24 protein-coding genes and 1 pseudogene are annotated in these 25,062 nt (G+C 63.6%); 13 read left to right on the top strand and 12 right to left on the bottom strand.

The features are described 5' to 3' along the window. Positions 1 to 13 precede the first annotated feature (13 nt). From HAP48_RS39050 to HAP48_RS39035, 4 genes are all read right to left on the bottom strand, one after another. Positions 14 to 298: a DUF1488 family protein gene (locus HAP48_RS39050; RefSeq protein WP_166205169.1), complete on the bottom strand. Its 285-nt coding sequence runs from the start codon at positions 296 to 298 to the stop codon at positions 14 to 16. A 174-nt stretch (positions 299 to 472) separates the two neighbouring features. After that, a complete protein-coding gene (locus tag HAP48_RS39045) occupies positions 473 to 1,576 on the bottom strand; it encodes a serine/threonine protein kinase (RefSeq protein WP_166205168.1) in 1,104 nt (367 codons plus the stop codon). A 5-nt stretch (positions 1,577 to 1,581) separates the two neighbouring features. Further along, a complete protein-coding gene (gene trmFO, locus HAP48_RS39040) occupies positions 1,582 to 3,015 on the bottom strand; it encodes a methylenetetrahydrofolate--tRNA-(uracil(54)-C(5))-methyltransferase (FADH(2)-oxidizing) TrmFO (RefSeq protein WP_166205167.1) in 1,434 nt (477 codons plus the stop codon). A gap of 212 nt (positions 3,016 to 3,227) precedes the next feature. Next, positions 3,228 to 3,380 carry a DUF1127 domain-containing protein gene (locus HAP48_RS39035; protein ID WP_016846063.1) on the bottom strand — a complete coding sequence of 51 codons (153 nt, stop codon included), beginning with the start codon at positions 3,378 to 3,380 and terminating at the stop codon, positions 3,228 to 3,230. A 728-nt stretch (positions 3,381 to 4,108) separates the two neighbouring features. On the opposite strand from HAP48_RS39035, the gene HAP48_RS39030 reads away from it, so the two are divergent. Next, positions 4,109 to 4,393: a hypothetical protein gene (locus tag HAP48_RS39030; RefSeq protein ID WP_166205166.1), complete on the top strand. Its 285-nt coding sequence runs from the start codon at positions 4,109 to 4,111 to the stop codon at positions 4,391 to 4,393. Between the two features lie 164 nt (positions 4,394 to 4,557). Here the strand turns inward: HAP48_RS39030 and HAP48_RS39025 are convergent, their stop codons facing one another. Both HAP48_RS39025 and HAP48_RS39020 read right to left on the bottom strand, forming a co-directional pair. Then, positions 4,558 to 5,373 carry a lytic murein transglycosylase gene (locus HAP48_RS39025; RefSeq protein WP_166205165.1) on the bottom strand — a complete coding sequence of 272 codons (816 nt, stop codon included), beginning with the start codon at positions 5,371 to 5,373 and terminating at the stop codon, positions 4,558 to 4,560. Positions 5,374 to 5,603: 230 nt separating this feature from the next. Continuing rightward, entirely contained in the window at positions 5,604 to 6,509 is a 906-nt protein-coding gene (locus HAP48_RS39020; RefSeq protein WP_166205164.1) for a DUF2189 domain-containing protein, read from the bottom strand. Between the two features lie 289 nt (positions 6,510 to 6,798). Between HAP48_RS39020 and HAP48_RS39015 the strand changes: the two genes are divergently transcribed. Both HAP48_RS39015 and HAP48_RS39010 read left to right on the top strand, forming a co-directional pair. Beyond that, the gene (locus HAP48_RS39015; protein ID WP_166205163.1) at positions 6,799 to 7,206 is read left to right on the top strand and encodes a DUF3597 domain-containing protein; all 408 of its coding nucleotides are present in this window, start codon (positions 6,799 to 6,801) and stop codon (positions 7,204 to 7,206) included. 102 nt (positions 7,207 to 7,308) lie between these two features. Further along, complete coding sequence (locus HAP48_RS39010) at positions 7,309 to 8,100, top strand: fumarylacetoacetate hydrolase family protein (protein WP_166205162.1); 792 nt, start codon at positions 7,309 to 7,311, stop codon at positions 8,098 to 8,100. An 11-nt stretch (positions 8,101 to 8,111) separates the two neighbouring features. On the opposite strand, the gene HAP48_RS39005 is transcribed toward HAP48_RS39010, so the two are convergent. Next, complete coding sequence (locus HAP48_RS39005) at positions 8,112 to 8,384, bottom strand: GNAT family N-acetyltransferase (protein WP_166205161.1); 273 nt, start codon at positions 8,382 to 8,384, stop codon at positions 8,112 to 8,114. 100 nt (positions 8,385 to 8,484) lie between these two features. Here HAP48_RS39005 and HAP48_RS39000 point away from each other — a divergent pair, with 100 nt between their 5' ends. The 4 genes from HAP48_RS39000 (at position 8,485) to HAP48_RS38985 (ending at position 12,731) form a co-directional block, all read left to right on the top strand. Continuing rightward, the gene (locus HAP48_RS39000; RefSeq protein ID WP_166205160.1) at positions 8,485 to 9,429 is read left to right on the top strand and encodes a tetratricopeptide repeat protein; all 945 of its coding nucleotides are present in this window, start codon (positions 8,485 to 8,487) and stop codon (positions 9,427 to 9,429) included. Positions 9,430 to 9,602: 173 nt separating this feature from the next. Beyond that, entirely contained in the window at positions 9,603 to 10,004 is a 402-nt protein-coding gene (locus HAP48_RS38995; protein WP_166205159.1) for an SPW repeat protein, read from the top strand. Between the two features lie 206 nt (positions 10,005 to 10,210). After that, positions 10,211 to 11,851 (top strand): acyl-CoA synthetase, encoded by a 1,641-nt coding sequence (locus tag HAP48_RS38990; RefSeq protein WP_166205158.1) that lies wholly within the window; start codon positions 10,211 to 10,213, stop codon positions 11,849 to 11,851. Positions 11,852 to 11,855: 4 nt separating this feature from the next. Beyond that, complete coding sequence (locus HAP48_RS38985; protein ID WP_166205157.1) at positions 11,856 to 12,731, top strand: PCC domain-containing protein; 876 nt, start codon at positions 11,856 to 11,858, stop codon at positions 12,729 to 12,731. A gap of 1,008 nt (positions 12,732 to 13,739) precedes the next feature. Here HAP48_RS38985 and HAP48_RS38980 read toward each other — a convergent pair. Next, a protein-coding gene (locus HAP48_RS38980) for an IS630 family transposase (RefSeq protein ID WP_420869839.1) occupies positions 13,740 to 14,679 on the bottom strand; the annotation gives its coding sequence in 2 pieces (ribosomal slippage) (positions 13,740 to 14,342 and positions 14,344 to 14,679; 939 coding nt in all). Between the two features lie 135 nt (positions 14,680 to 14,814). On the opposite strand from HAP48_RS38980, the gene HAP48_RS50260 reads away from it, so the two are divergent. Further along, on the top strand, positions 14,815 to 14,940 hold the full coding sequence (locus tag HAP48_RS50260) for a hypothetical protein (RefSeq protein WP_275948998.1): 126 nt from the start codon (positions 14,815 to 14,817) through the stop codon (positions 14,938 to 14,940). A 144-nt stretch (positions 14,941 to 15,084) separates the two neighbouring features. On the opposite strand, the gene HAP48_RS38975 is transcribed toward HAP48_RS50260, so the two are convergent. After that, the gene (locus tag HAP48_RS38975) at positions 15,085 to 15,336 is read right to left on the bottom strand and encodes a C40 family peptidase (protein WP_166215565.1); all 252 of its coding nucleotides are present in this window, start codon (positions 15,334 to 15,336) and stop codon (positions 15,085 to 15,087) included. Positions 15,337 to 15,781: 445 nt separating this feature from the next. Between HAP48_RS38975 and HAP48_RS38970 the strand changes: the two genes are divergently transcribed. From HAP48_RS38970 to HAP48_RS38950, 5 genes are all read left to right on the top strand, one after another. Then, the gene (locus HAP48_RS38970) at positions 15,782 to 16,537 is read left to right on the top strand and encodes an AAA family ATPase (protein ID WP_166205155.1); all 756 of its coding nucleotides are present in this window, start codon (positions 15,782 to 15,784) and stop codon (positions 16,535 to 16,537) included. 240 nt (positions 16,538 to 16,777) lie between these two features. Continuing rightward, positions 16,778 to 17,956 (top strand): calcium-binding protein, encoded by a 1,179-nt coding sequence (locus tag HAP48_RS38965; RefSeq protein WP_166205154.1) that lies wholly within the window; start codon positions 16,778 to 16,780, stop codon positions 17,954 to 17,956. 256 nt (positions 17,957 to 18,212) lie between these two features. Next, positions 18,213 to 18,752, top strand: a complete 540-nt coding sequence (locus HAP48_RS38960; RefSeq protein ID WP_166205153.1) for an SRPBCC family protein — start codon at positions 18,213 to 18,215, stop codon at positions 18,750 to 18,752. Between the two features lie 2 nt (positions 18,753 to 18,754). Beyond that, complete coding sequence (locus HAP48_RS38955) at positions 18,755 to 19,690, top strand: YVTN family beta-propeller repeat protein (RefSeq protein WP_166205152.1); 936 nt, start codon at positions 18,755 to 18,757, stop codon at positions 19,688 to 19,690. A gap of 346 nt (positions 19,691 to 20,036) precedes the next feature. Next, complete coding sequence (locus tag HAP48_RS38950) at positions 20,037 to 20,360, top strand: PRC-barrel domain-containing protein (RefSeq protein WP_166205151.1); 324 nt, start codon at positions 20,037 to 20,039, stop codon at positions 20,358 to 20,360. Between the two features lie 111 nt (positions 20,361 to 20,471). Here HAP48_RS38950 and HAP48_RS38945 read toward each other — a convergent pair whose 3' ends face one another. The 3 genes and pseudogenes from HAP48_RS38945 to HAP48_RS38935 form a co-directional block, all read right to left on the bottom strand. Continuing rightward, positions 20,472 to 20,867, bottom strand: coding sequence for a barstar family protein (locus tag HAP48_RS38945; RefSeq protein WP_224496782.1), 396 nt, complete (start codon positions 20,865 to 20,867; stop codon positions 20,472 to 20,474). A 10-nt stretch (positions 20,868 to 20,877) separates the two neighbouring features. Beyond that, positions 20,878 to 23,865: an excinuclease ABC subunit UvrA gene (gene uvrA, locus HAP48_RS38940; protein WP_166205150.1), complete on the bottom strand. Its 2,988-nt coding sequence runs from the start codon at positions 23,863 to 23,865 to the stop codon at positions 20,878 to 20,880. A gap of 256 nt (positions 23,866 to 24,121) precedes the next feature. Next, positions 24,122 to 24,782, bottom strand: a pseudogene (locus tag HAP48_RS38935) (outer membrane protein). Between the last annotated feature and the right edge of the window lie 280 nt (positions 24,783 to 25,062).

Below are 25,062 nucleotides of genomic sequence, written 5' to 3'. Positions count from 1 at the left end.
GCGGGGATGATACTCAACTCGGCTCTTTCGAGATGTGCTTGGTGAAGATCCGGATCGTTGCGCCCCGGACCACCGGACCGCTGTCAAAGATGTCGGATGCGATCATCTCGATAGCGTCGCGCAGCGCAACGAATTGCGCCTGCCGGGCCAGGCTCGGTGTTCCGCGCGTGCCGGCCAGCTCGTCCATTGCGGCATCGCTGATCTGGCATTCAATTTCCTGATCGCCGTGCATCATGGTGAATCCGAACGCCAGGCGTTCGGAATTATATCCCCCGATACGGCCACGGGTGAGTGGCATTAAACTTGTCCCTTGAGCGCGCTAGCCCTCGCAAGATTGGCGCTTCGAGCTGCGTTTGTCGAGAGTGCGCGCGCTAAAGCGCGATGAGATTGGGTTGGATCGTCGTCGCGCTTTAGCTTGTTGTTTGAGCATGATCTTTTCGGAAAACCGCTTCGCACTTTTCCGGATCACGCTTTAACGCGCCGGCCGATCCATCTCGGCCACTTCAAAATTGAATCGATCGCGCAGATTCTTGCGTTGCTCGAGGATGTCCTTGAGGAACTCGCGATCGGCGTCGCTGCGCATCATCGGCTCGATCAGGTCGATCTGGTTCATGGCGACGAGCTGCAGGATTTCGGTGCGCGGCTTGCCGGCCGCATCGCGCGGCAGCGCATGCACGATCTGGATGTGTTCGGGCGGCTTGACGCCCTTGGCGGCAGCAAGCTCGCTGCGCAGCGTCCTCTCCAGCGCGGACTGGTCGGCCTCGACGAACGCATAGAGCCCGACGCCGACGCGCCGGTCGGCAAAGGCAACGATCGCGGTGTCGCGCACATCCGGATTCCTGCGGATCAGATCGACCAGCACCGGGGCGTCGTTGACCAGCCGCCGGCCGCCGCCCTCGCGGTCGGTGAAATTGAAGATGCCGCGCGTGATCGCCTGATAGACCTTCTTGCCGGTCCTGAGCCAGATGCTGGCGACCGCCGACTTCTTGGCGAGCACCTTGCGCTCCTTCGGCGTCAACGCCTCCGGCGCGTAGCTGCGCTTGTGCTTCAAGAGATGCCGCAGATCCTCATAGGCCGCGATGCGGAACAGCCGGCTTCGGCTCTTGAAGCAGGCGGCGAGTTGGAAGTCGGTGAGGTAGGCGCGGCCGTCGCGGCCGACCAGCCAGTTCTGCTCCTTGGCGAGGTCGTTGTGGCAGATACCGGCGCGATGCAGCTTGCGCAACGCGGCCTTGGCGGAGCGGAAATAGGCGACGTCGCCGTGCGGCTTCGCCAGATGCAGCGCCGCGCCGTCGATGAAGCCGCGCACCAGCGCGCGCTTGCCGGCCCACAGCAACTTGGGGCCGACGTCGAGGTCGCGCGCCAAGGTCAGCGCGCGGCGTTCGCGCGAAAACAGATGCAGCGCCACGAGGAACGACCAGAACGGCACCTGGTCGAGCCGGCGCAGCACGCCGTCGACCTCGCCGTCATCGGCGCGGAAGCGGCCGCGCTCGACGGTCGAGAACACATCGCGCTTGAGCAGGACACCCTGGCGCCATCGCGCCGACAGCGTCGCGTCGTCGTCTTTCGGCAAGCTCATGGTGGTCAGGCCGCCGCTGCAATACGCAGGTGCTCTGCGATCCAATGGTCGAGGTCGGCGAGCGCCCGCGCGCTGATCGCCTGTTTCTTGGCGACCGTCTTCTCGTTGCCGCGCAGCCGCGAGCCGTCCGGCTTCTTGGTCGGAGGGCTGGCCAGCGGCGGGAACAGACCGAAATTGATGTTCATCGGCTGGAACGAGCGCGGGCCGGATTCGATGGTCTCGATATGGCCGCCGGTGATGTGGCCGAGCAGCGCGCCGAGTGCGGTCGTGGCCGGCGGCGGCGTCAGCACTGCGCCGCGCGTGTCGGCGGCGGCGCAGAGCCCGGCAATCAGGCCGACGCTGGCCGACTCGACATAGCCCTCGCAGCCGGTCATCTGCCCGGCGAAGCGCAGCCGCGGCTGGGCGCGCAGGCGCAATTGCGCGTCGAGCAGCTTTGGCGAATTGAGGAAGGTGTTGCGATGCAGGCCGCCGAGGCGGGCGAACTCCGCCTGCTCAAGGCCCGGGATGGTGCGGAACACACGCTGCTGTGCGCCGTGCTTCAGCTTGGTCTGGAAGCCGACGATGTTGTAGAGCGTGCCGAGCTTGTTGTCCTGCCGCAGCTGGACGATCGCATAGGGCTTGACCGTCGGATTGTGCGGATTGGTCAATCCGACCGGCTTCATCGGCCCGTGGCGCAGCGTTTCGTGACCGCGTTCGGCCATCACCTCGACCGGCAGGCAGCCGTCGAAATAGGGCGTGTTGGTCTCCCAGTCCTTGAAGTCGACCTTCTCGCCATCGAGCAACGCCGCGACGAAGGCGTCATACTGCTCCTTCGTCATCGGACAGTTGATGTAGTCGGCGCCGGTGCCGCCGGGGCCGACTTTGTCGTAGCGCGATTGAAACCAGGCCACCGACATGTCGATGGAATCCCTGTGCACGATCGGCGCGATCGCGTCGAAGAACGCGAGCGCGCTCTCGTCGGTCAGCTGCCTGATGGCGTCGGCGAGCGGTGCCGAGGTGAGGGGACCGGTGGCGACGATGACGTTGCTCCAGTCGGCCGGCGGCAGGCCGGCGACTTCCTCGCGGCTGATCTCGATCAGCGGATGTTCGTTCAGCGCCTTGGTGACGGCGGCGGAAAAGCCGTCGCGGTCGACCGCCAGCGCGCCGCCGGCGGGCACCTGGTTGGCGTCGGCCGAACGCATGATCAGCGAGCCCAACCGCCGCATCTCGGCGTGCAGCAGCCCGACCGCGTTGTTGGCGGCATCGTCGGAGCGGAAGGAGTTCGAGCAGACCAGTTCGGCGCAGCCTTCGGTCCGATGCGCCTCGGTCATCCGGTGCGGGCGCATTTCATGCAGGACGGCGCGAATGCCGGCACTGGCGACCTGCCAGGCGGCTTCCGAGCCGGCGAGCCCCGCGCCCACGATGTGCACGGATTGGGAAGAGGATTGATGCGGTGTCATCGCGCAGCGTTAGCGCGTTTTGATTCCATATGCATCTGAAACCGCGCTAGAACTCTTTCCGTTCCGATGGAATCGGAACGGAGCTCTAGATTCTTGTTTTGACGCGTTTTCTTCACGCGAACCGGTATCCGCTTCGCTCGAAAACGCTCTAGAAACGATAACGCCCGCTGCAGGAGCGGGCGTTATCCGTTCATCAGATGGCTTGCGGCCGATTAGCCGTTGTAGGTACCGGCGGCAACGCGCGGAATGTCCGAGCGGTCGAGGCCGATATCGGCCAGTTCGCGATCGCTGAGCTGGGACAGTTCGCTGACATTGCGCTGATAATCCCGGAAAGCCTGGATCATGCGGATGAGCGAGAGCAACATGGTAGTCTCCTAGTAGTTCCGATTCAGCTTTTCAACGCCTCATCGTTGAAGTGAATATAGATGATATGGTGCAGCGCGGTAGTTCCAATGGTGCGATGCAGCTAAGCTCAAAACGCATGGCGGAGGTAAGTTTCGATTAACCGTTCCGGGCATCCGGGGCAGGCCTGCGGACGGACGTTCCGTAGGAGCTGAATCTCCCGGATAAATATTCCTGAGATCAGTAGGTTAATAGAATTTCAGCGCGTCTAAAGACTTTGCTCATGTGGTAATTAAAGACCGTTCAATCAACTTCTAGCGCGCCCATTAGAGACGGATCACGTCGATGTGTTCCATGCGTCGCATACAGAATCGTGACGTAAGAATGATCAATAGTTCATTGTATCATCTTGATGGCGCTGAATGATTGCAGCGTCAATCGGTCGCATTGACCCGAGAGGTAATTCGATCTTGTGGCTGCTTCATATTTGGCTCTCGATCGGCATGTTGCGCAGATCGAATTGCTGATTACCGGAAACGCACTTCGGTTGAAGTGAACAGCTGCAGCAAAGCTAACGCGGCGGCGCTTCCTTACGGACATGTAATCAAAACACTATGCAACGCATGCGCGATCCGCGCGCAACGCTCATCACATTTGGATCGCACGAAGTTCATTCTGAACGCTGCCGGGAACAGCGATAAATCGTTCTGCAGATTCCGCAATCACGCTGGTTTCTGTTCAAGAACAAAAGATGGAACATCTCATGATCAAGACATTGATCGCAGCAGCCACTGTAGCTGCCGTTGCTTACGCCGTCGCTCCCGCTCAGGCCGCGCATCGTCATCATGCGGGCCTCGGCTGCAGCGGTGATAACCTCGGCAAGACCGAAGCCGCTGTCGAAGCTATGGCCGACAACGAGGTCAAATTCGCGGCGGAGAAGGAAGTCTCGCTCGCCCAGGACGCGATGCTGAACAACAAGTGGGGCGCTTGCGGCGCGCACCTCAGCAAGGCCGCAGAAGCCAGCATGGCGAAGTAAGCTTTTGATCGTGGCGATAAGGGCCGATTGCCTGGGGCGATCGGCCCTTTTTGATTCATCCAGGCAGGACCGGCGCTGATCGAACCTGCGCCGAAGTTCGGGCTTCTCGTCTTGGCTGTCGTTCCTGGCTCGCCGCCACGCAAGCCGGTGCGAACTCCAAAGCGCTATGGCGCCTTGGCGAGTTGGGTCGCGAAGAAGCCGATCGTTCGAGCGTAAATCTCGCTCTTGTTCCACTGCTGGATCACCGTAAAATTCTCGCTGCCGGGCTCCCAGCCCTTGCCCTGCTTCCAGCCATGGCTCTTCAGGAAATTCGCCGTCGACGCCAGCACGTCGGGCACGTTGCGCAGGAGATCGCGCTTGCCGTTGCCGTCGAAGTCGACCGCGAACTTGATGTAGGACGACGGCATGAACTGGGTCTGGCCGAGCTCGCCAGCCCAGGCGCCGCGCATCTCCTGCGGCGCGAGATCGCCGCGCTCGACGATGCGCAACGCATCCATCAGCTCGGCCTTGAACATGTCGGAGCGGCGGCAATCATAGGCGAGCGTCGCCAGCGAGCGTATGGTCGCAAACTTGCCGGTGTTGACGCCGAAATCGGTCTCCAGCCCCCAGATCGCGACCAGGATTTCGCCCGGCACGCCATAGGCCTCCTCGATGCGCGACAGCACCGAGCCGTAGCGCTTCATCATGTCGGAGCCGCGGTTGAGACGCGGCGGCACCATGCGGCCCGAGAACTGCTCAAACGTCTGGCTGAACACCTGCTGCGAGTGGTCGCGCGCCAGGATCGCCTTGTCCTGCGTGACACCATTCAGCCCGGCCTGGATCGCGTTCTGCGAAATGCCCTTCGCCGCAGCCTCCTTCCTGAAATCGTCGAGCCAGGACTCGAACGTGCCCGTGCCGCACGGGGCGGCGAGCGCGGACGCCGTCGAGGTCACGAGCCATGCGCCGATGGCGAGCGTGCGAAAGGAAAGGTGAGAGGTCATCAGGCAATTCACTCCGGAGTCTGCGATGTTATAGGTTGGTCGCGGAATCCGGCGGTATGTTCGCGGCAACAGCGGCCAAAACAAGGCTCTTGATCAATCGATCTATCTCAGTTGGCGTTGCAAATGCCACGCCGATCTCACGTCCATTTGACGGTCAGGACAACAAAACCGCCGGCCAAGCATCGGCCGGCGGTTGCTTTGACGTTCACGAGTTCACGTTCCGCCAGCGCTTACCCGCGATCGCTGCGCCGCCACGGGAACAGGTTGGCGGGGAAGTCCGCGGCGGGCTTACGCTCGCGCGGCTCGGGAATCACCGGCCGCGCATTCGGATCCTTGACGATGACCTCGCGATAGAGATGCCAGGTGGCGTGACCAAGCAGCGGGATCACGACGGCAAGCCCGAGGAAGAACGGGATCGAGCCCAGCAGCAGCAGCACCGCGACGATCAGGCCCCAGGCGGCCATCGGCACCGGGTTTTGCGCCACGGCGCGCATCGACGTCACCATCGCTTCGCCGGCGGTTGCCTGGCGGTCGAGCATCATGGGGAAGGCGACCACGCTGATGCACAGCGCCACGAGCGCGAACAGGAAGCCGACGCTGCAGCCGACCACGATCAGCCACCAGCCTTGCGGGGTGGTCAGCACGCGCGCGGCAAAATCGGGAATGTTGGCGGCGGTCTCATAGCCGAACACCGCCGTGTAGATCGCCTGGGCGGTCGCGATCCAGGTCACGAACAGCGCGAAGAGCAGCGTTCCGACCCCGAGCATCGCGCCGAACGACGGCGAACGGAATACCTCCAGGGCATCCCATGCCGATGCTTCCCCGCCATCCTCGCGGCGGCGGCTCATCTCGTAAAGACCGATCGCGGCAAACGGGCCGAGCAGGGCAAAGCCCGCGGCCAGCGGAAACAGCAGGGGCAGCACGGAATAACCGTGCACCGTGCGCGCCAGCACGAGGCCGAGCACGGGATAGATCAGACACAGGATGATGGCGTGGCTTGGCACCGCCTTGAAGTCTTCCCAGCCGAGACGCAGCGCATGATGCAAATCGGACAGGCCGATGGTGCGGATGACAGGCGCAGATGCGGCGCCGCTCTGCGTCATCGATGTGACATTGCCTTGGTATTGAGTGGCCATGGTCGTTGTCTCCCCCTGGACGGTCGCATTTTTCGCCCGGCACGCGGGCACAAACGTACCGCCTCTCGAAGCGATCACGATCAAGCCAGACGCGAAAGACAAAGCAGGGAACTGGCCGTGTCGCGAACTGTGCATTGAGGCTACTCCCAAACCGCGCCAAAAGCACTCACGCTTAAGTGAAATGTCGCATTGGCAGGCTATGGTGGGGGCGATACACTTTATCGGCGACCTCGGTCAGGCGTCCCAGCGCCGTCTGGCCTTCACATCTCAACTCTCTTGGGAGCGAACGATGAGCATTTTCGGAAAAATCATGGGCGCGATCTTCGGCAGCAGCGCGAGTGCCGCGCCCGCTGGCGGCACCAGCACAGCTCCCGCCGGTGGATCCGGCAGCACGTCGCCGTCTCCCGCCGCAGTGCCCGCCGGTGCGGCGCCCGCCCAGTCCGTTGACGTCGCCCCGATCCTCGACAAGGCGGTCGCCGCGAAGGGCGAGAAGCTCGAGTGGCGGACCTCGATCGTCGACCTGATGAAGGCGCTCGACATCGATTCCAGCCTGTCGGCCCGCAAGGAGCTCGCCAAGGAGCTCGGCTATTCCGGCGACACCAGCGATTCCGCCAGCATGAACATCTGGCTGCACAAGCAGGTGATGGGCAAGCTCGCGGCCAATGGCGGCAAGCTGCCTCCTGATATCAAGCACTGACGGGATCATCATCCCGCACACGGCCAGGGCCCGCGCCAGCGCGGGCCCTTTTTTATGGGGCGGCGAACATCTATAGATCAGCCAACAACAAGGAGAACTCCCATGACAGATCTCGACCGCCGGACCATGCTTGCGACCGGCGCCTTCGCACTCGCCGGCGCCGCCGCTCAATCCGCGCCGGCCCACGCGCAGGCCGGACCGAAGGCGATATTTCCGGTACCGGCGGTGACGATCCCGATCGTCGACGAGGCCGAGGTGTTCCAGGTCCGCCGCATCTACTGCATCGGCCGCAACTATGCGGCGCACGCGATCGAGCGCGGCTCCGATCCGACGCGCGAGCCGCCGTTCTTCTTCCAGAAGCCGACCGACGCGATCCAGAATGTTGCGATCGGCATTGTCGCCGACCATTCCTATCCGTCGCTGACCAAGAACTATCACCATGAGGTCGAGCTGGTCGCGGCGCTGAAATCCGGCGGCACCAATATCCCGGCCGAGAAGGCGCTCGATCACGTCTATGGCTACGCGCTCGGGCTCGACATGACGCGGCGCGATCTGCAGAACGGCATGGCCGCGGAGAAGAAGCCGTGGGAGATCGGCAAGAGCTTTGACCACGCGGCGGTGCTCGGGCCGATCCATCCGGCAAGCAAGACCGGCCACTTCACGCAAGGCGCGATCTCGCTCGCGATCAACGGTACGGTGCGGCAGAGCTCCGATCTGAAGAACATGATCTGGAGCGTCGCCGAGCAGATCGCAAAGCTGTCCGAGGCATTCGAGCTGAAGGCCGGCGACATCATCTATTCCGGCACGCCGGAGAATGTCGGCCCGGTCGTCAAGGGCGACGTGCTGCTTTGCAAGCTCGAGGGCTTGCCGGACATGTCGATCAAGATCGTCTGACGGGTGGGGCGCTAGCCCGCGAGATCCGCATATTCCGGATGCTTACCGAGATAGTCCACCACGAAGCCGCAGCCGGCGACCACCTTGTGGCCGTCGGCGCGGATCAGCTCCAGCGCCCCCTTGACCAGCTCCGAGGCGATGCCGCGGCCGCGCAGGGCGCGGGGCGTCTCGGTATGGGTGATGATCACGGCTGACGGCGTCCGCCGGTAGTTCGCAATGGCGAGACCACCCTCGGTGTCGAGCTCGAAGCGCCTCTCGGCCTTGTTGTCGCGGACGGCAGCCATCGCAAAATCCCGGTTGATTCACAGGCCCTGATCTAAGCGCGTGAACCCGCCGGTGCAAAGCCGCGACCAACCCGCAAATTGGCATTTGTGGATTGACGCTATGCGCATTTTGGCCTGCCTGACCGCCGCATTGCTCGGCGCCGCCCTGACGCTGCCAAATCCGCCGCAAGCCGCCGCCGGTGACGATCCGAACTGGCAGGCCTGCGTCGGCCTGACGACGGCGCCCGGCGACCGTGTGACGGCTTGCAACGCCGTGATCGACGGCAAGACCGAGACCGGCAAGCGGCTGGCCGGGGCCTATTGCAACCGCGGCCACGGCCTGACCGAGAAGCGCGAGCTCGACGCCGCGCTCGCCGACCTCAACGAGGCGATCAAGCTCGATCCTGCCTACGCCTGCGCCTATTCCAATCGCGGCCGCGTCTACGCCTTCAAGCGCGATCTCGATCATGCGATGGCCGACTACGACGAGGCGATCCGTATCGATCCGACCTTCGCGCTGGCCTACAACAATCGCGGCGACGCCTGGGCTACCAAGGGCGATCTCGACCGTGCGCTGGCCGATTTCAGCCTCGCGATCCAGTACGATCCGCAGCTCGCTATCGCCTATGGCAATCGGGGCTTTGCCTATTTCCGCAAGCGCGATGCGGCGCATGCGATCGCCGACTACACCACCGAGATCAAGCTCGAGCCCAACGTGCTCGCCTATATCAACCGCGGCAATGTCTATCGCGACATCAATCAGCTCGACCGCGCCGCGGCCGACTATGGCGAGGCCGCGCGGATTGCGCCGACGGACGCGCGCGGCTGGCGCAACCGCGGCCTGATCCGCCTCTATCAGGACGACATCAAGGGCGGGATCGCCGATTACGACAAGGCGCTGCAATACGATCCGAATGACGCCTATTCCTGGAGCAACCGCGGGCTGGGCAAGATGCAGCTTGGCGACAAGAAGGGGGCCGCGGCCGATTTCCGCAGGGCGCTCGAACTGCGTCCGGATCTCAAGACCGCCCAGGAGGCGCTGGAGCGCCTCGGCGGGGCACGGTGAGATTCAAGGCGGTCGGCCGGCGCTTCTGCCGCGCCGCACACAGCCGCCAGGGCCTTGCGGGCCGATACGGTTCGATTAGGTTTGATATCAGACATACGCGCCTGATGCGGCCGGATGGTCGACTGATATGGAGTGGCCGCTGACGTATGCCCCTTGTCGCAAGGAGGTTGGTCATGTCGGGTAATCGCTTCTTCAACACACACCGCCCCTGGGAGGACTGGGTCGGCATGCTGCTCGGCGTGCTGATCATGGTCTCGCCCTGGTTTCCGATGCAGGTCAGCGGCGCCGTCGATATCGAGCGCAGCCATCTCGTCCTCAACAGCTTCATGGTCGGCATGCTGGTACTGGGCGTCTCCCAGCTCGAATATGTCGCGCTGCATCGCTGGGAGGAGGTGGCGAGCATCCTGCTCGGCCTCTGGCTGATGGCATCGCCGTTGGTCTTCGGCTACTCCGAAGATCAGGCGCTGCAGTTCTGGCACATCCTGCTCGGCGCGCTGGTCGCCATAATCGGCGCGTTGCAGCTCTGGCAGGACTGGAACCTGAGCGAGCAGGAACTGGCCAGGCATCCGCAGTAGCGGTCCGGCCCAAGACCAACGGATTGACCGCCGCCGCGGTATCATGGCGCTGCGCCCGGCGGGCCTTGCCGAAGGCTGCGGCTTGGCGATAAACCGGACCAGCACCATCCCCTTGCGGCGCTTGAAGACGCCCGGTTCTGACCGAGGAAAGACCCGATGACCGTCCTGATCCTGCCCAGTCTGTTGTGCGTGTTGGCGGGGCAGCAATGAGCGAGGAGGCTTCGACCGCGCCGCGCGGCGGGATCGCGCGGGTGTCGCGCCGGGTGATGAACCTCGCCTACATCCTGACCCAGAACGCCCGCCGCCACGGCGATCGGCCCGGCTTCATCTGGAACGAGAAGGCCTGGTCGTGGCGCCATATCGACCAGAACGTCTCGGCGCTGGCCGCGGCGCTCGCGGCCCGCGGCATCGTCAAGGGCGACCGTATCCTGGTGCACTCCAAGAACTGCGACGAGATGTTCTGGTCGATGTTCGCGGCCTTCCGGCTCGGCGCGGTCTGGGTGCCGACCAATTTCCGCCTGATGCCGAACGAGGTCGCCTATCTGGCGGCAGCCTCCGGCGCCAAGGCGTTTCTGTGCCACAGCGATTTCCCCGAGCACGCCAAGGCGACCGCCAATCCCGCGCTCGAATTCGTCTGGCGGATCGGCGAGGAGGGCACGTTCGGCGAGGCGACGCTCGGTGACGTCATCGCCAAACATGCCGGTGCTGCGGTCGAGAACACAGCGGTCGAGTACGACGACCCCTGCTGGTTCTTCTTCACCTCCGGCACCACCGGCCGCTCCAAGGCCGCGGTGCTGACCCACGGCCAGATGGCCTTCGTGATCACCAACCATCTCGCCGACCTGATGCCCGGCACCACCGAACACGACGCCTCGCTGGTGGTGGCACCGCTGTCGCATGGCGCCGGCGTGCATCAGCTGGTGCAGACCGCGCGTGGCGTGCCGACCATCCTGCTGCCGTCGGAGAAATTCGACATCGCCGAGGCGTTCCGCCTGATCGCCAGGCACCGCGTCAGCAACATGTTCACGGTGCCGACCATTTTGAAGATGATGGTCGAGCATCCCGCTGTAGACCAGCACGATCATTCCTCGTTGCGCTACATCATCTATGCCGGCGCGCCGATGTATCGCGAGGACCAGAAGGCGGCGCTGAGCAAGCTCGGCGGTGTGCTGGTGCAGTATTTCGGGCTCGGCGAGGTCACCGGCAACATCACCGTGCTGCCGCCCGGCCTGCACGATCCCGCGGACGGGCCGCATGCGCGGATCGGCACCTGCGGCTTCGAGCGCACCGGCATGCAGGTCTCGATCCAGGGCGACGAGGGGTGCGAGCTGAAGCCGCACGAGACCGGCGAGATCTGCGTGATCGGCCCGGGCGTATTCGCCGGCTATTACGACAACCCCGAGGCCAATGCGAAGGCGTTTCGCGACGGCTGGTTCCGCACCGGCGATCTCGGCCACATCGACGAGGAGGGCTTTGTCTACATCACCGGCCGCGCCTCCGACATGTACATCTCCGGCGGCTCCAACATCTATCCGCGCGAGATCGAGGAGAAGCTGCTGAGCCATCCCGCGGTCGGCGAGGTCGCGGTGCTCGGCGTGCCCGATCCGTTCTGGGGCGAGGTCGGCGTCGCCGTCTGCGTCGCGCGCGAGGGCACCGAGGCCGTCGGCGAGGCGGAGCTTGCGGCGTATCTCGCGCCAAAAGTGCCGCGCTACAAGATGCCGAAGCGCTTCTTCTTTTGGGAGGCGCTGCCGAAGTCCGGTTACGGCAAGGTGCCGAAGCGACTGATCCGCGACGAGCTCGAGGCGCGCGGGTTGCTCGAGGTGATTGCCAAATCGACGGGCGCTTGAGGCGATGCGCAGCATCGCCCAGCCTGGCGCTCCCATCCCCGAGCGCATCCAGTGGGTCGCCGCGCGCGGCCGCGCCTTTTCATTCGTGCTGGAGGCCGGCATTCCCTTGCTCGAGGCCGTGCGCCGCGGCTTTGCGGCGGAAGGATTTGCCGGCGGCGTGCTGAGCGCGAAGGCCGGCGCGCTCGGCCCGTTCGCCTACGTGATGCCGGCGCTGTCGAAGGACGGCGTCAATGCCGCGTTCTACAGCGACGCGTTCCGTCCCGACGGCGTGACGCGGCTCAAGCTCGCGGCGCTGACCTTCGGCGAACGCGACGGCGCGCCGTTCTTTCACTGTCATGGCCTGTGGACCGAGGCCGACGGCCGCTTCAACGGCGGCCACATGCTGCCGGATGAGACCATCGTCGCCGAGCCGTTCGAGGTGAATGCGTTCGGGATCGACGGCGCGACGTTTCTGGCGGAGCCCGACAGCGAGACCAATTTCAAGCTGTTCGGCCCCGTCGCAACCGAGCCACGCGGGGCGAAGACCACGCGCCATGCCTACGCGTTGCGGCTGCGGCCGAACCAGGATTTTGCCTGCGCGCTGGAAGGCTTTTGCCGCCAGCACGGCATTTTGCGCGCGCGGCTGCATGGCGGTGTCGGCTCGACCATCGGCGCCATCTTCACCGACGGCCACAGCGTGGTGCCATTCGCGACCGAGCTTGCGGTGACCGCAGGCGAGATCGCGCCTGATGCGGATGGCCGTCTGCACGCCGAGCTCGACATCGCGCTGGTCGATTATCTCGGCGGCATCGCCGAGGGACATCTGGTGCGCGGCGACAATCCGGTGCTGATGACGATGGAGCTCGCACTCGAGGTGCTGGAAGAGGCGGAGCGGCCTTAGGGGCGGGGTGCGTTGTCTCGATCGAGGCGTCGCAGCGAGACGACAATCAATCCCGTCATCCTGAGGTGCGAGCGGAGCGAGCCTCGAAGGATGTACGGCCCGGCCGGTGGCCGTCGATCCTTCGAGACGCGCTTCGCGCTCCTCAGGATGACGGGATTCAAAGCTGATTCAACCTGTCAGACAGCCAAGCATTCGGTGTCATCACCCGCGCATGCGGGTGATCCAGTATTCCAGAGGCACCTGTGCTTGAACCGAGAGGCCGCGGCGTACTGGATCGCCCGGTCGAGCCGGGCGATGACAGATGTGGTGAGGACGCGGCTTCGCATTCTCGCGACATGAATCGTCCGAGCTTTGCTTCTCGTTCCGCCCTCTTGAACAGAGGGCGCAGGGAAAGCCGGGTGCCGATCGCACCCATGGGCCCCGAGCAAAAGGTAGAAAGCTCGGGGGTAGGACCACAGGTGTAACCGGAGCAATCCGGCTTTCCCTGCGCGATGGGCTACGGCTTATACGTGCTCTCCCCGGCGAGACTTGGCTTGTTTGTCACCGCCGTCGCAGAAACGCGTTCGCGTTTCGCAAGGGGACACCGGCCACTAGGGCGTCAGGACCACACGATTTCACCGTCCGCTCCGCGTGCTCTCGTCAGTCACACACTCGGCGTCCACCGCATCCCACGCCGCGTTCGTGACGACCGCGAAGCGCCCCTCGATCGGGTGAGACGGGCAGACCATACACTGAGTTGGGTATGCGGATAAACCGAAATATTTTCGCTGCGAGGGGCTTGCGCCGTCGGGCAACTCAGTGGCAGGGGCGCTACCATGCGCCTGCGCGCATGGATGTTGATGTAGAGGTCGATTGCGCTGACGAAGGTCTGCGCGGCGTAGCGCGAGCCGCCTTCGCGCGAGCGGCCCGCGCGCGTGCTCTGCAACGAAAGTCGCAAACGGCGTAACCCGCTTGCGCGCCGCAGCGCGCTTGAAACGAAAGCCTGCGGCCGACTAAAGCGTGATGGCATTAAGTTCGATAGCCTGAATTTTTCAGGTAATTGGCGCATTCCTCGGGGGTGAAGGCGTCGAGTGCGTGGCCGATTGCGGCGCAGACCGCGTCGACGGTTCGCGCGGCAGCTTTGCGGAGCAGATGCTTGAGCTTGGCAAAGACCTGTTCGATCGGGTTCAGGTCGGGCGAGTATTTGGGCAGGAAGAAGAGTTTGGCGCCGACCGAACGGATGAGTTGGCGAACTGCTTTGCTCCTGTGGCTACCGAGGTTATCCAAGACGACGATATCGCCGGGTCGAAGGACAGGCAGAAGAACCTTCTCGACATAGGTGCGAAAGCTCACGCCATCGATCGGCCCCTCGATGAACCATGGCGCATCGATCCGGTCATGGCGCAGGGCCGCCAGGAAGGTCATGGTCTTCCAGCGACCGTGGGGAACCGTGGCAGGAAGTCTGTGCCCGCGCGGTGCCCATCCACGCAAAGGCGCCATATCGGTTCTGGTCCATGTCTCGTCGATGAAGACGAGCCGCTCAGCTTCGACGCGCCCTTGATATTTTGTCCACTGGGCTCGCCGCCGCGCGACCGCGGGTCGATCCCGTTCGCCAGCCGCCACGCTTTTTTTTGAAGCTTAGCTTCTCGGCATGCACGAAGTCCCACACCGAGTGATAGTCGACCTTCAGGCCGCGTCCAGCAAGCTCGGCAACGAGCCCCCGTATAGTGAAATCGCCGTCCTTGATCCGCTGCGACAGCCAAGCCGCGTGGTCTCCCGAAACCGCCCTCGGCTTATGACCGCCCATCTGGCCAGGCTCAACGCTGCCGGTCTCCTCGACCCGCTGCATCCAACCGATTGCGGTGCTGATCGCGACCCCAAACTGCTTGGCCGCCTGATTGCGAGACATCCCGCCCTCGATCGCCGACACGACTCGCTTGCGAAGATCCAGAGAATAAGGCTTGCCCATCCATGCTGGCCTCCAACCCAGTCAGCATGGTGAATCAGAAACACACCGATTTGGGAATCCCAAATCGATTCAACCTAACCCCATCCCGCTCTAGAATTGCGAGAAGGGGGGCGTCCTGGGGTAGGAGGCTCGTCGATGACGCCACGTTTTGCTTTGATCGTTTTTTCAATTGTATTTGGCCTGGCGGTGACATTCGCCGCGATCACGACGTCCAGGCATATTACGGCTTCTCAGGCTGCCACCACCGCGCGCGCAACTTGATCGGAGAGGCCACAGGGCAAGCGCCGCCGCCTGGTCAACTCAGGCGACGACGCCCGTCTGAGGGCCTCAGGGCGAAGCCCACGCTCAGCGTAGGCAGCTGTTATGAACGGTTCGTATACCGGCGAGGAATGCCACCACGGTTCCTTAGAACGAAGCGTATGCGTTTCGAAACGCAATCGCGCCGGCAATTGATCGCGGCCGCGTGCGCACGGCATGGCCGTCGTTGCCGCTCTGTACGATCCACTGACCGTTCTGCTGGCCTACGATCTTGCCGACGTGGTGACGCCAAACCACGATCGTGCCGACCGAAGGGCCACCCGCATTGCTGCCGTATCGCGTCCAGGATCGTGCCAGATTGAACTGCGGACCCGGATCGCTACCGACCTGGGTGCGCATGAACCATCCGCACCACGCCGCTGGACGGCCGGAATGTGCATGATGGCGATGACGGTGATGGCCGCGGGCTTCGGCGGCAGAAGAAGCAAGGGCCGAAAACACGGCAACCGCAGTCAGGAGTTTACGCATACAAAAGTCCTTCTTGTTGTTGGCAGACCATCCTTGGTGTGGGGAGGGGCGCAGCGACGATCTGCGTTTGGTAGCGAAGGGACCGCATCGGTCCGGCGGCGCTCACGAGGCGGGACATGGCCCGCTCAGGCCTTTAAGAAATGGGCCATGGCCAAAATATGGCCGGGGTTCCCCAACTGGCATGCGCGCGACAGGGCCGCGACGCGAGGCGGCGGCGCGCGTTAGCGATTATATTGTTCCTGTTATGTTCTTGACGATGCTGCGTCGATCTGAAACCTTGGTTTTCGCCGCCGCTGAGCGTTGGGAGGCAGGACGAATGGCCAGAGGACGAAACCGCCCGATCAACATGCCCGCGCCATACCTGCGGCGGGTCTGGCTCGACCCCGCGCGGATTGCGGACCGCGAGACTTACCCATTCGTGCTGCCGCTGCGGCGTGACGATTTCGAGCTGAGCTTCGACAAGGCTGTTACCATCATTGTCGGCGAGAACGGCACCGGCAAGTCGACCCTGCTGGAAGGCATCGCCGTGATGGCCGGCTATGACGACGCCGGCGGCGGCAAGGGCTACATGCCGGTCGATCACGGCAACGCGGTCGAGAAGATGGGCGGCTCGCTTGCGACCGCGCTCCGCGCGAGCTGGCTGCCGAAAATCACCAAAGGCTGGTTCTTCCGCGCCGAGAGCTTCTTCTCGGTCGCCAGATATCTCGACTCCGTCGCTAGCCCCTATGCCGACTTTCTATCGCATTCGCATGGCGAGGGCTTTTTGCGCTTCTTCGAGGAGCGCTGCCAGCGGCAAGGCATCTTCATCTTCGATGAACCGGAGTCGGCGCTGTCGCCCGCGCGCCAGATCGAGTTCCTCAAGCTGCTGCATCGGATGAACTGTAGCGGCCACTGCCAAGTGATCATGGCCACGCATTCGCCTGTCCTGATGGCCTATCCGAACGCCACGCTGCTGCGGCTGACGAAGTACGGGCTCGAGCCGGTGAACCTGAGGGACACGGATCACTACAAGGTCATGCGCGAATTCTGCGACGACCCGAAAGGGTTCGTCGAGGCGGCAATCGCGGAGTGAGGGTGACAATCTACCGCAGACGACCAGCGGCCCGGTGCTGACGGCCACGCGGACGAGGCCGTAGCTGCGACTGGACCTACGTTCTGGCCTCCGAGCATGGATGACGAACGCTGCTGTCATCAGCATGACCTCGACGTCTCATCCCGTTTGATAGCTTGACACTGGGCCATGACTTCACGGCAGCTTGGCAGCTGTGCTGCCTCAATTTTCAATTTTTCTGCGGCAATGGGGAATGATTTGATGACGGACTTTTACGGGGATAGCGGCAATAACACGGTTTTGGCATCCGCTGGGTACAACCATCTCTATGGTGGCCGGGGCAACGACCACCTCGAATCGAGCGTTCCGGGCTTCGCGTACTGGGAAGGTGGTGAGGGCGACGATTACCTGAGCGCCGCATTCGGTGGCACCACGTACGGCAACTATTATGGCGGCGACGGAAACGACGCGATCTTCTTCTATACGACGGTTTCGAACGTCCAATACGTGTACGGCGGAGAAGGCGACGACTACGCGACCAACAGTACAGGCGGCACTGGAAGCACGAATTCCATGGTCTACGGCGGCGGAGGCCGCGATGCCATCCTGGCCGGTGATGGATCGGACACTCTCTACGGAGACGCCGGAAACGAATCCGGTGGCAACATCATCGGTATTAACGGAGTGACCAGCACTCCCGGTCTGTACGGCGGCAACGGCAATGACGTCGTGTTCGGCGGTGACGGATACGATGTCCTGTTCGGCGGGAGCGGCAACGATTGGCTTTATGGCGGCGCCGAGGGAGACACCATGTATGGCGGGACAGGAAACGACGTGCTCCTGACCGGCACTGCCGGGGCGTACACGCTCGGTACCGACGTGGCGCTGGGCGATGCAGGCGACGACTACATCTACATCGGCGGGGCGGCTTCGTCTCCGGTCTCCGCTTATGGAGGAATTGGCAACGATACCCTCGTCGCCCTGGACAACAGCACGTCCATCCTGATCGGCGACGACGGAAACGACTGGTTGTACGGCAACGGCGCCAATGATTACGCCTACGGCGGCACCGGCAACGACACGATGTTCGGCGGCGACGGCGTCGACGTTCTGATCGGGGGTGCCGGAGACGACATTTTTTACGGCGGCACCGGCGTCAACTACTACTTCGGTGGCGACGGCGGAGGCGCGGGGACCTCGACCGGCACCAACACCTACTATGTCGGCGGCACAACGGGGATTCAGGTCGTCCAGGACTTCAACGTGCGCGACAGTGTCGGCTTCATCGGACCCGTCGGCAGCCTCATCAATTCGAACGAATTGCTGCTTTCACACAGCTACCAGAATGGCGCGTATTTCGTCATCCAGCTCGATTCAGCAACGGCAATATGGCTGAACGGGACAAATGCAACCGAGTTCGCCAGTACGCATTCGTTTTGACGGAAGGCACGCGGAGAACCGCACGACAGGGGCCCGGCATTCTTGCCGGGCTCTCTCTTGGGGCAGTCCGGAAATTCTGCGACGGTTCCAAGGCGGTTCGTCGCGGCGGCGAGCAATGAGGGAGGCTTGCCTCCCGGGGAAGACGGCGCCCGCGACTTCGCTCTGGTGCAAGCGGCGGCTCCTCGATCCGGTCTAAACCTCGACCCATAAGCTTCGGCACGCGCTTGGCGGCAGACCGACAGATCAGGGAGACGACATGAGGAGAGCGATCGCGAAGGCTGGCGTCGTGGTGGCGGCATTGGCTGTGCTGGGGGCCGCCTGGGCCCATGGGCCGACCCGGCAGAAGGTGCGGGAATCGATCGAGATCGACGCGCCGCAGGCCAAGGTGTGGGCGGTGATCGGCAATTTCCAGGACATGAGCTGGCTTCCCGGCGTCAGCAAGACCGAAGGCGAGAAGGGCAACGAGATCGGCGCCACACGGCGGCTGACCTTGGCGCCCGGCGCCACCGTCGACGAGGAGCTCTACAAATACGAGCCCGAGATGATGAGCTATTCGTACCGGATTACGGCGGTCGACGTGAAGGTGCTGCCGGTGACCAATTATTCCTCGACGCTGTCGCTGTCGCCGGCGCCCGGCGGCAAGACGAAGCTGGAATGGACCGGCGCGTTCTATCGCGGCTTCCCGAACAACGACCCGCCGCCGGAACTGAGCGACGAAGCCGCGGTGAAGGCTGTGAGCGGGCTCTACCGCGCCGGCCTTGAGGCGTTGAAGAAGAAGATCGAGAGCGGCAGCTGAGCATGCGGGCGATCGTTGTCGCGGCGCTGCTCGGCCTCGGCACCGCGCATGCCGAGGAGGCGTTCGTCACCAACCAGCTCAGCGACGATCTCACGGTGGTCGATCTCGCGACGTCGAAGCCGGTCGCCACCATCGCGATCGGCGGCAAGCCGGCCGGCATCGCCGTCAGCAATGACGGCCGCTTTGCCTATGTGACGAGCCCCGACGCCAAGGCGCTGACCGTGGTCGATGCGTCAGCGCGAAAGGTGGTCGGCCGGGTCGATGTCGGCGGCGGTCCGCTCGGCATCGCGGTCGCGCCCGACGGGGCAACGGTCTATGTCGCCGACTGGTACGCCGCCGCGATACGGGTGATCGATGCCAGGGAACAACGGGTCGTCGCCAGCATCGCGGTCGGCGCATCGCCGTCCGGGCTCGCGGTGACGCTGGACGGGCGCTTGCTGCTCTCGGCGGACCGCGACGATGACAGTGTCTCGATCATCGATACCTCGACGCGGGAGCGGAGAGGGATCGTGAAGGTCGGCACCCGCCCGTTCGGCGTCACCATCGATGCCGAGGGCAAGCGTGCCTACACCGCCAATGTCGGCTCCAACGACGTCTCCGTGATCGACATTGCGACCGCCCGCGAGCTCGGCTGCGTCCATGTCGGCCTGCGCCCCTATGCGGTGGCGCTGGCGCAGGGCCGCGGCTTCGTCACCGACCAGTACGACGGCAAGGTCAGCGTGTTCGACCTCGCGACCTTGCAGCCATTGAAGCGGATCAACGTCGGCGATTACCCCGAAGGCATCGAGGCGACGGCCGACGGCAAGCGCATCGTCGTCGCGAACTGGGAGAGCAACACGCTCAGCGTGATCGATGCCGCCGAGCTGAAGGTGGTCGGCGAGATCAAGGTCGGCGACGGGCCAAGGGCGTTCGGCGTGTTTCTGAGAAGAACGGAGTAGGGCGGTGCTGGCGGAGTAATGTACCGATCGTGCTGCGAATTCGGTGCCGGCCGTTTGGCCAATTCATCCAACACGCGTCATGCCCGGGCTTGTCCCGGGCATCCACGTCTTGGCTTCTGCAGCAAGTAAGACGTGGATGGCCGGGACGTAGGCGAGCGGAAGCGACGCCGTCCTTCGGACGGCTATGCCCGGCCATGACGGATGTGGGAACACCGGCGCAAACGCTCCTTGATGCCACACGCGATACCCGGCGGGTTTGCCGCACCGCGGTAGACACGATCTCTGCACGCCCGGTGTGCGCCAATGCTATAATCTCGTCCGAACAAGGGAAAACAGGGAGGATGCCATGCATCATACCTTGGTGCCCAGCGACCGCGTCGAGCATGTCTGCGTGTTCGGACGCGACGGCACGAAGCTCGGATCGATCGAGCGGCTAATGCTCGACAAGGTGAGCGGAACGGTGGCCTACGCCGTCATCAAGACCGGCGGCGTGCTGAGTACCCACCACCACTATCCCGTCAGATGGACCGCGCTGCGATTCGATCCCGAGCGGCAGGCCTTCGAGGCCGAGGTGACTCTGGAGGATCTGCGCACCGGCCCATCCGAGTTGGACGGCGACGCGTTCGACTGGGGCGACCGCTACACGCACCCGAATTATTGGGCGGTGTAGCGCGGAGGTGAGAGGCGGTTGTTGTAGCCCGCATGAGTGAAGCGACATGCGGGAGCAGTTGATTTGTTCGGCCGACAGTCCCGGATGTCGCTTCGCTCATCCGGGCACTTGCTAATCAGTCCTGTGGGCTCGAAGCAGCCATATGATTTGCTCGCGATGCTTGAGAGGAAATGCGACCGAAAGCGGATGGTCCTGCGACCTCAACATTTTGCGTGCAGCTTCATTCAGTATCGCAGCGTAGGTTATTGCGTTCGGCGCATCACTAATCAGCGGCACGTCAGCGTGCGCAATCAACACTGGACCGGGCGGCAACCACGAGAGATCGCGAATACACTCCTCGAACGCATCCCAATTCGTTCCAGAATAATCGGGAAACTTGAGCTGCGCGGCAAGCGTAGCCAAGAGCGCTGCTTTGCTCGTAACGCTTTCCGGGACGCTGACGCGCGCCGCCGCACGGGACGGCACGCCGTCATCTCCGAACGAGATGAATATTTGCGGCTTGCTCACCAGGCCAACATTACTCCGCCGCCTCGCTCGCGCTGCTCTTTCTTGGCTTGCTGTTGGCCTTCTTCAGCACCGGGGCCAAAAACTTGCCGGTGTAGCTGCGCGGTGCCTTGACGATGTCTTCGGGCGGGCCCCAGGCGACGATCTCGCCGCCGCCGTCGCCGCCTTCGGGGCCGAGGTCGATCACCCAGTCGGCGGTCTTGATGACCTCGAGATTGTGCTCGATCACCACCACCGTGTTGCCCTGGGCGACCAGCTCGTGCAGCACCTCGAGCAGTTTTGCCACGTCGTGGAAGTGTAGGCCCGTCGTGGGTTCGTCCAGGATGTAGAGCGTGCGGCCGGTGGCGCGCTTTGACAGTTCTTTTGCCAGCTTGACGCGCTGGGCTTCGCCGCCTGAGAGCGTGGTGGCCTGCTGGCCGACATGGATGTAGTCGAGGCCGACGCGGTGCAGGGTCTGGAAGGTTTCGCGCACGCGCGGCACCGCCTTGAAGAATTCGGCGGCTTCCTCGACCGTCATGTCGAGCACGTCGGCGATGCTCTTGCCCTTGAACAGCACCTCCAGGGTCTCGCGGTTGTAGCGCTTGCCCTTGCAGGTGTCGCAGGTGACGTAGACGTCGGGCAGGAAGTGCATCTCGATCTTGATGACGCCGTCGCCCTGGCAGGCCTCGCAGCGGCCGCCCTTGACGTTGAAGGAGAAGCGCCCGGGCTCGTAGCCGCGCGCCTTCGCCTCCGGCAGGCCGGCGAACCATTCGCGGATCGGCGTGAAGGCGCCGGTATAGGTCGCGGGGTTGGAGCGCGGCGTGCGGCCGATCGGCGACTGGTCGATGTCGATGATCTTGTCGATGTGCTCGAGCCCCTCGATGCGGTCGTGAGGTGCTGCGCCTTCGCTGGCGTTGTTCAGCTTGCGGGCGATCGCGCGGTACAGCGTGTCGATCAGCAATGTCGACTTGCCGCCGCCGGAGACGCCGGTCACACAGGTGAACAGGCCGAGCGGGATCTCGGCCGAGACGTTCTTCAGATTGTTGCCGCGGGCGTTGATCACCTTGATGGTGCGGCGGTGGTTCGGCGGCCGCCGGTCCGGGATCGCAACCGACAGCTCGCCGGTCAGATATTTGCCAGTCAGCGATTTCGGGTTGCGCATGATCTGGTCGGGCGTGCCCTCGGCCACGATGTGGCCGCCATGCATGCCGGCGCCGGGGCCGATGTCGAGCACATAATCGGCGAGGCGGATCGCGTCCTCGTCATGCTCGACCACGACGACCGTGTTGCCAAGGTCGCGCAGCCGCTTCAGCGTATCGAGCAGGCGGGCGTTGTCGCGCTGGTGCAGGCCGATCGACGGCTCGTCCAGCACGTAGAGCACGCCGGTCAGTCCCGAGCCGATCTGTGACGCCAGGCGGATGCGCTGGCTCTCGCCGCCCGACAGCGTGCCGGAGGAGCGCGACAGCGTCAGGTAATTCAGGCCGACATCGAGCAGGAAGGTCAGGCGCTCGCGGATCTCCTTGAGAATACGCGCGGCGATTTCGTTCTGCTGCGCGTTGAGTGCCGCCGGCACCGTCTCGAACCATTCGCCGGCGCGCCTGACCGAGAGCTCCGAGATCTCGCCGATGTGCTTAGCCCCGATCTTGACGCACAGCGCCTCGGGCTTCAGCCGGTGGCCGTTGCAGCCGGCGCAGGGCACGTCGGAGAAATACTTGCCGAGCTCCTCGCGCGCCCACTCGCTCTCGGTCTCGCGGTAGCGGCGGTTGATGTTGGTGATGACGCCCTCGAACGGCTTCTTGGTGTCGTAGGAGCGCACCCCGTCCTCATAGGAGAACTTGATCTCGTCGTCGCCGGAGCCGTGCAGCAGCGCGGCCTGCACCTTCTTCGGCAGGTCCTTCCACTTGGTGTCGAGCGTGAACTTGTAGTGCTTGCCGAGCGCGGTCAGGGTCTGGATGTAATAGGGCGAGGACGATTTGGCCCAGGGCGCGATCGCGCCCTTGCGCAAGGTCAGCTCCTTGTCGGGGATGACCAGGTCCTCGTCGATATGCTGCTCGACGCCGAGGCCGCCGCAGGCGGGACAGGCGCCATAGGGATTGTTGAATGAGAACAGGCGTGGCTCGATCTCGGGGATCGTGAAGCCCGAAACCGGGCAGGCGAATTTTTCCGAGAACAGGATGCGCTCGGGGCCGCTCTTGTCGTGGATCTTTGCGGTCTTCTTCTTGTCCTCTTTCTTCTCGTCCTGCGCGGCCGCCGCAGGCGCGTCGGCATATTCGATCACGGCGAGGCCTTCGGCGAGCTTCAGCGCGGTCTCGAAGCTTTCCGCGAGGCGCTGCGAAAGGTCGGGGCGCACCACGATGCGGTCGACCACGACGTCGATGTCGTGCGGGAATTTCTTGTCGAGCGCGGGCGCCTCCGACAGCTCATAGAAGGTGCCGTCGATCTTGACGCGCTGAAAGCCCTTCTTCAGGTACTCGGCGAGCTCCTTCTTGTACTCGCCCTTGCGGCCGCGCACGACCGGCGCCAGCAGATAGAGGCGGGTGCCTTCGGGGAGCGCCAGCACGCGGTCGACCATCTGCGAGACGATCTGGCTCTCGATCGGCAGCCCGGTGGCCGGCGAATAGGGCACGCCGACGCGGGCCCACAACAGGCGCATGTAGTCGTAGATCTCGGTGACGGTGCCGACGGTCGAGCGCGGGTTCTTCGAAGTGGTCTTCTGCTCGATCGAGATCGCCGGAGACAGCCCGTCGATCTGGTCGACGTCGGGCTTCTGCATCATCTCGAGGAACTGGCGCGCATAGGCCGACAGCGACTCGACGTAGCGTCGCTGGCCTTCGGCATAGATCGTGTCGAATGCGAGCGACGACTTGCCGGAGCCGGACAGGCCGGTGAACACGACCAGTCTGTCGCGCGGAATCTCGACGTCGATGTTCTTCAGATTGTGTTCGCGCGCGCCGCGGATCGTGATGGCGCGCGATGAGGCGCCGGCGGTCTGTTGGCGCTTCGCCTTGAGCACTTCATCCATAGCGACAATTCCGGGCGCATGATGTGGCGCCTTTTGGGCGCGCATCGCCGGTGCTGCCGGGACCTTGCGCCGATGGGTGAGAAGACTGGAACGTAGGAAGAACGGCGGCGGATTTCCAGTGTTGAGTCGCATCCATCAACGGATAGTTTGCCCGATGGCAGCAGCCGTCAGCAGGGCCGGTTCCCAGACGCAAAAAGGCCGACGCGAGGCGTCGGCCTTTCCGTGGTCTCAAGGTCGCTTCAGCTCAGTACTTCAATCAGTACTTGGCGACGATCGGGCCGCCGAAGTGATAGTTCACGCCGAACTGGACGCTGTGCAGGTTGAGGTCGCCGGAGGGCACGCCGAAATAGTCCTCGCTGCTCAGGCTGCGATACAGATACTCGCCCTTGATCGACCACTGCGGCGCGATGAAGGCCTCGATGCCCGCGCCGACGGTCCAGCCGGAGTGGAAGTGGCTCTGTGAGGTGGTCAGGCCGAAGCCGCTAAAAGGTAATCTTGTTGTCGATCCAGGCATAGCCGCCGGTGCCGTAGAACAGCACCTTGTCGACCGCGAAGCCGAGGCGGCCGCGCACAGTGCCCAGCGCGTCGATCTTGCTCGTCGCGGTGATGCCGAAGCCGGTGATGGAGGCATTGACGTCAGCCCAGGCGCCGTCGGCCTCAAGGCCGTATACGATGTTGCTGGCCTGCCAGTTGTAGCCGATGGTGCCGCCGCCGAAGCCGCCTTCCATCTTCGGATTGCCGGAATCCTCGCTGGCATAGCCACCGAAGCCGCCAATGTAGAAGCCGGTCCAGTTGTAGATCGCGGCCGGCGGCGGAGCCTTCACGTAGGGGGCGCGTGCAGCCATGTCGGCGGCCAACGCGGGTGCAAGAGCGCTCAGTGCGAGCATGCCGGCCGATGCCAGCAAAACATTCCTGATTTTCAAAGTCCGAGTCCCGTTTCTATTGCCCATTTTCATGTGGTCACTTCAAACATTCGAAGAGAGCGTCACAGCATTGCGTGACGATCACATGTTTCTACACAGAGATCGCGGAGGTTGTGTAACCGGGAAACCACAATGCACGGAAAACGAGCGCGCGAGGTGCGTACGTACCAATAGGAGAGCCGGCGCGAGGCTGGCTCGATGGAGATCAACCGTCGCGCGGACGGTATCCGGCTCAGTATTCGAATCGATCGCGCAAACAAAAAGACCGGCACAG

This window comes from Bradyrhizobium septentrionale, from assembly GCF_011516645.4.
Classification (GTDB): Bacteria; Pseudomonadota; Alphaproteobacteria; order Rhizobiales; family Xanthobacteraceae; genus Bradyrhizobium; species Bradyrhizobium septentrionale.
This window is presented reverse-complemented; position numbering and strand designations above follow the sequence as displayed.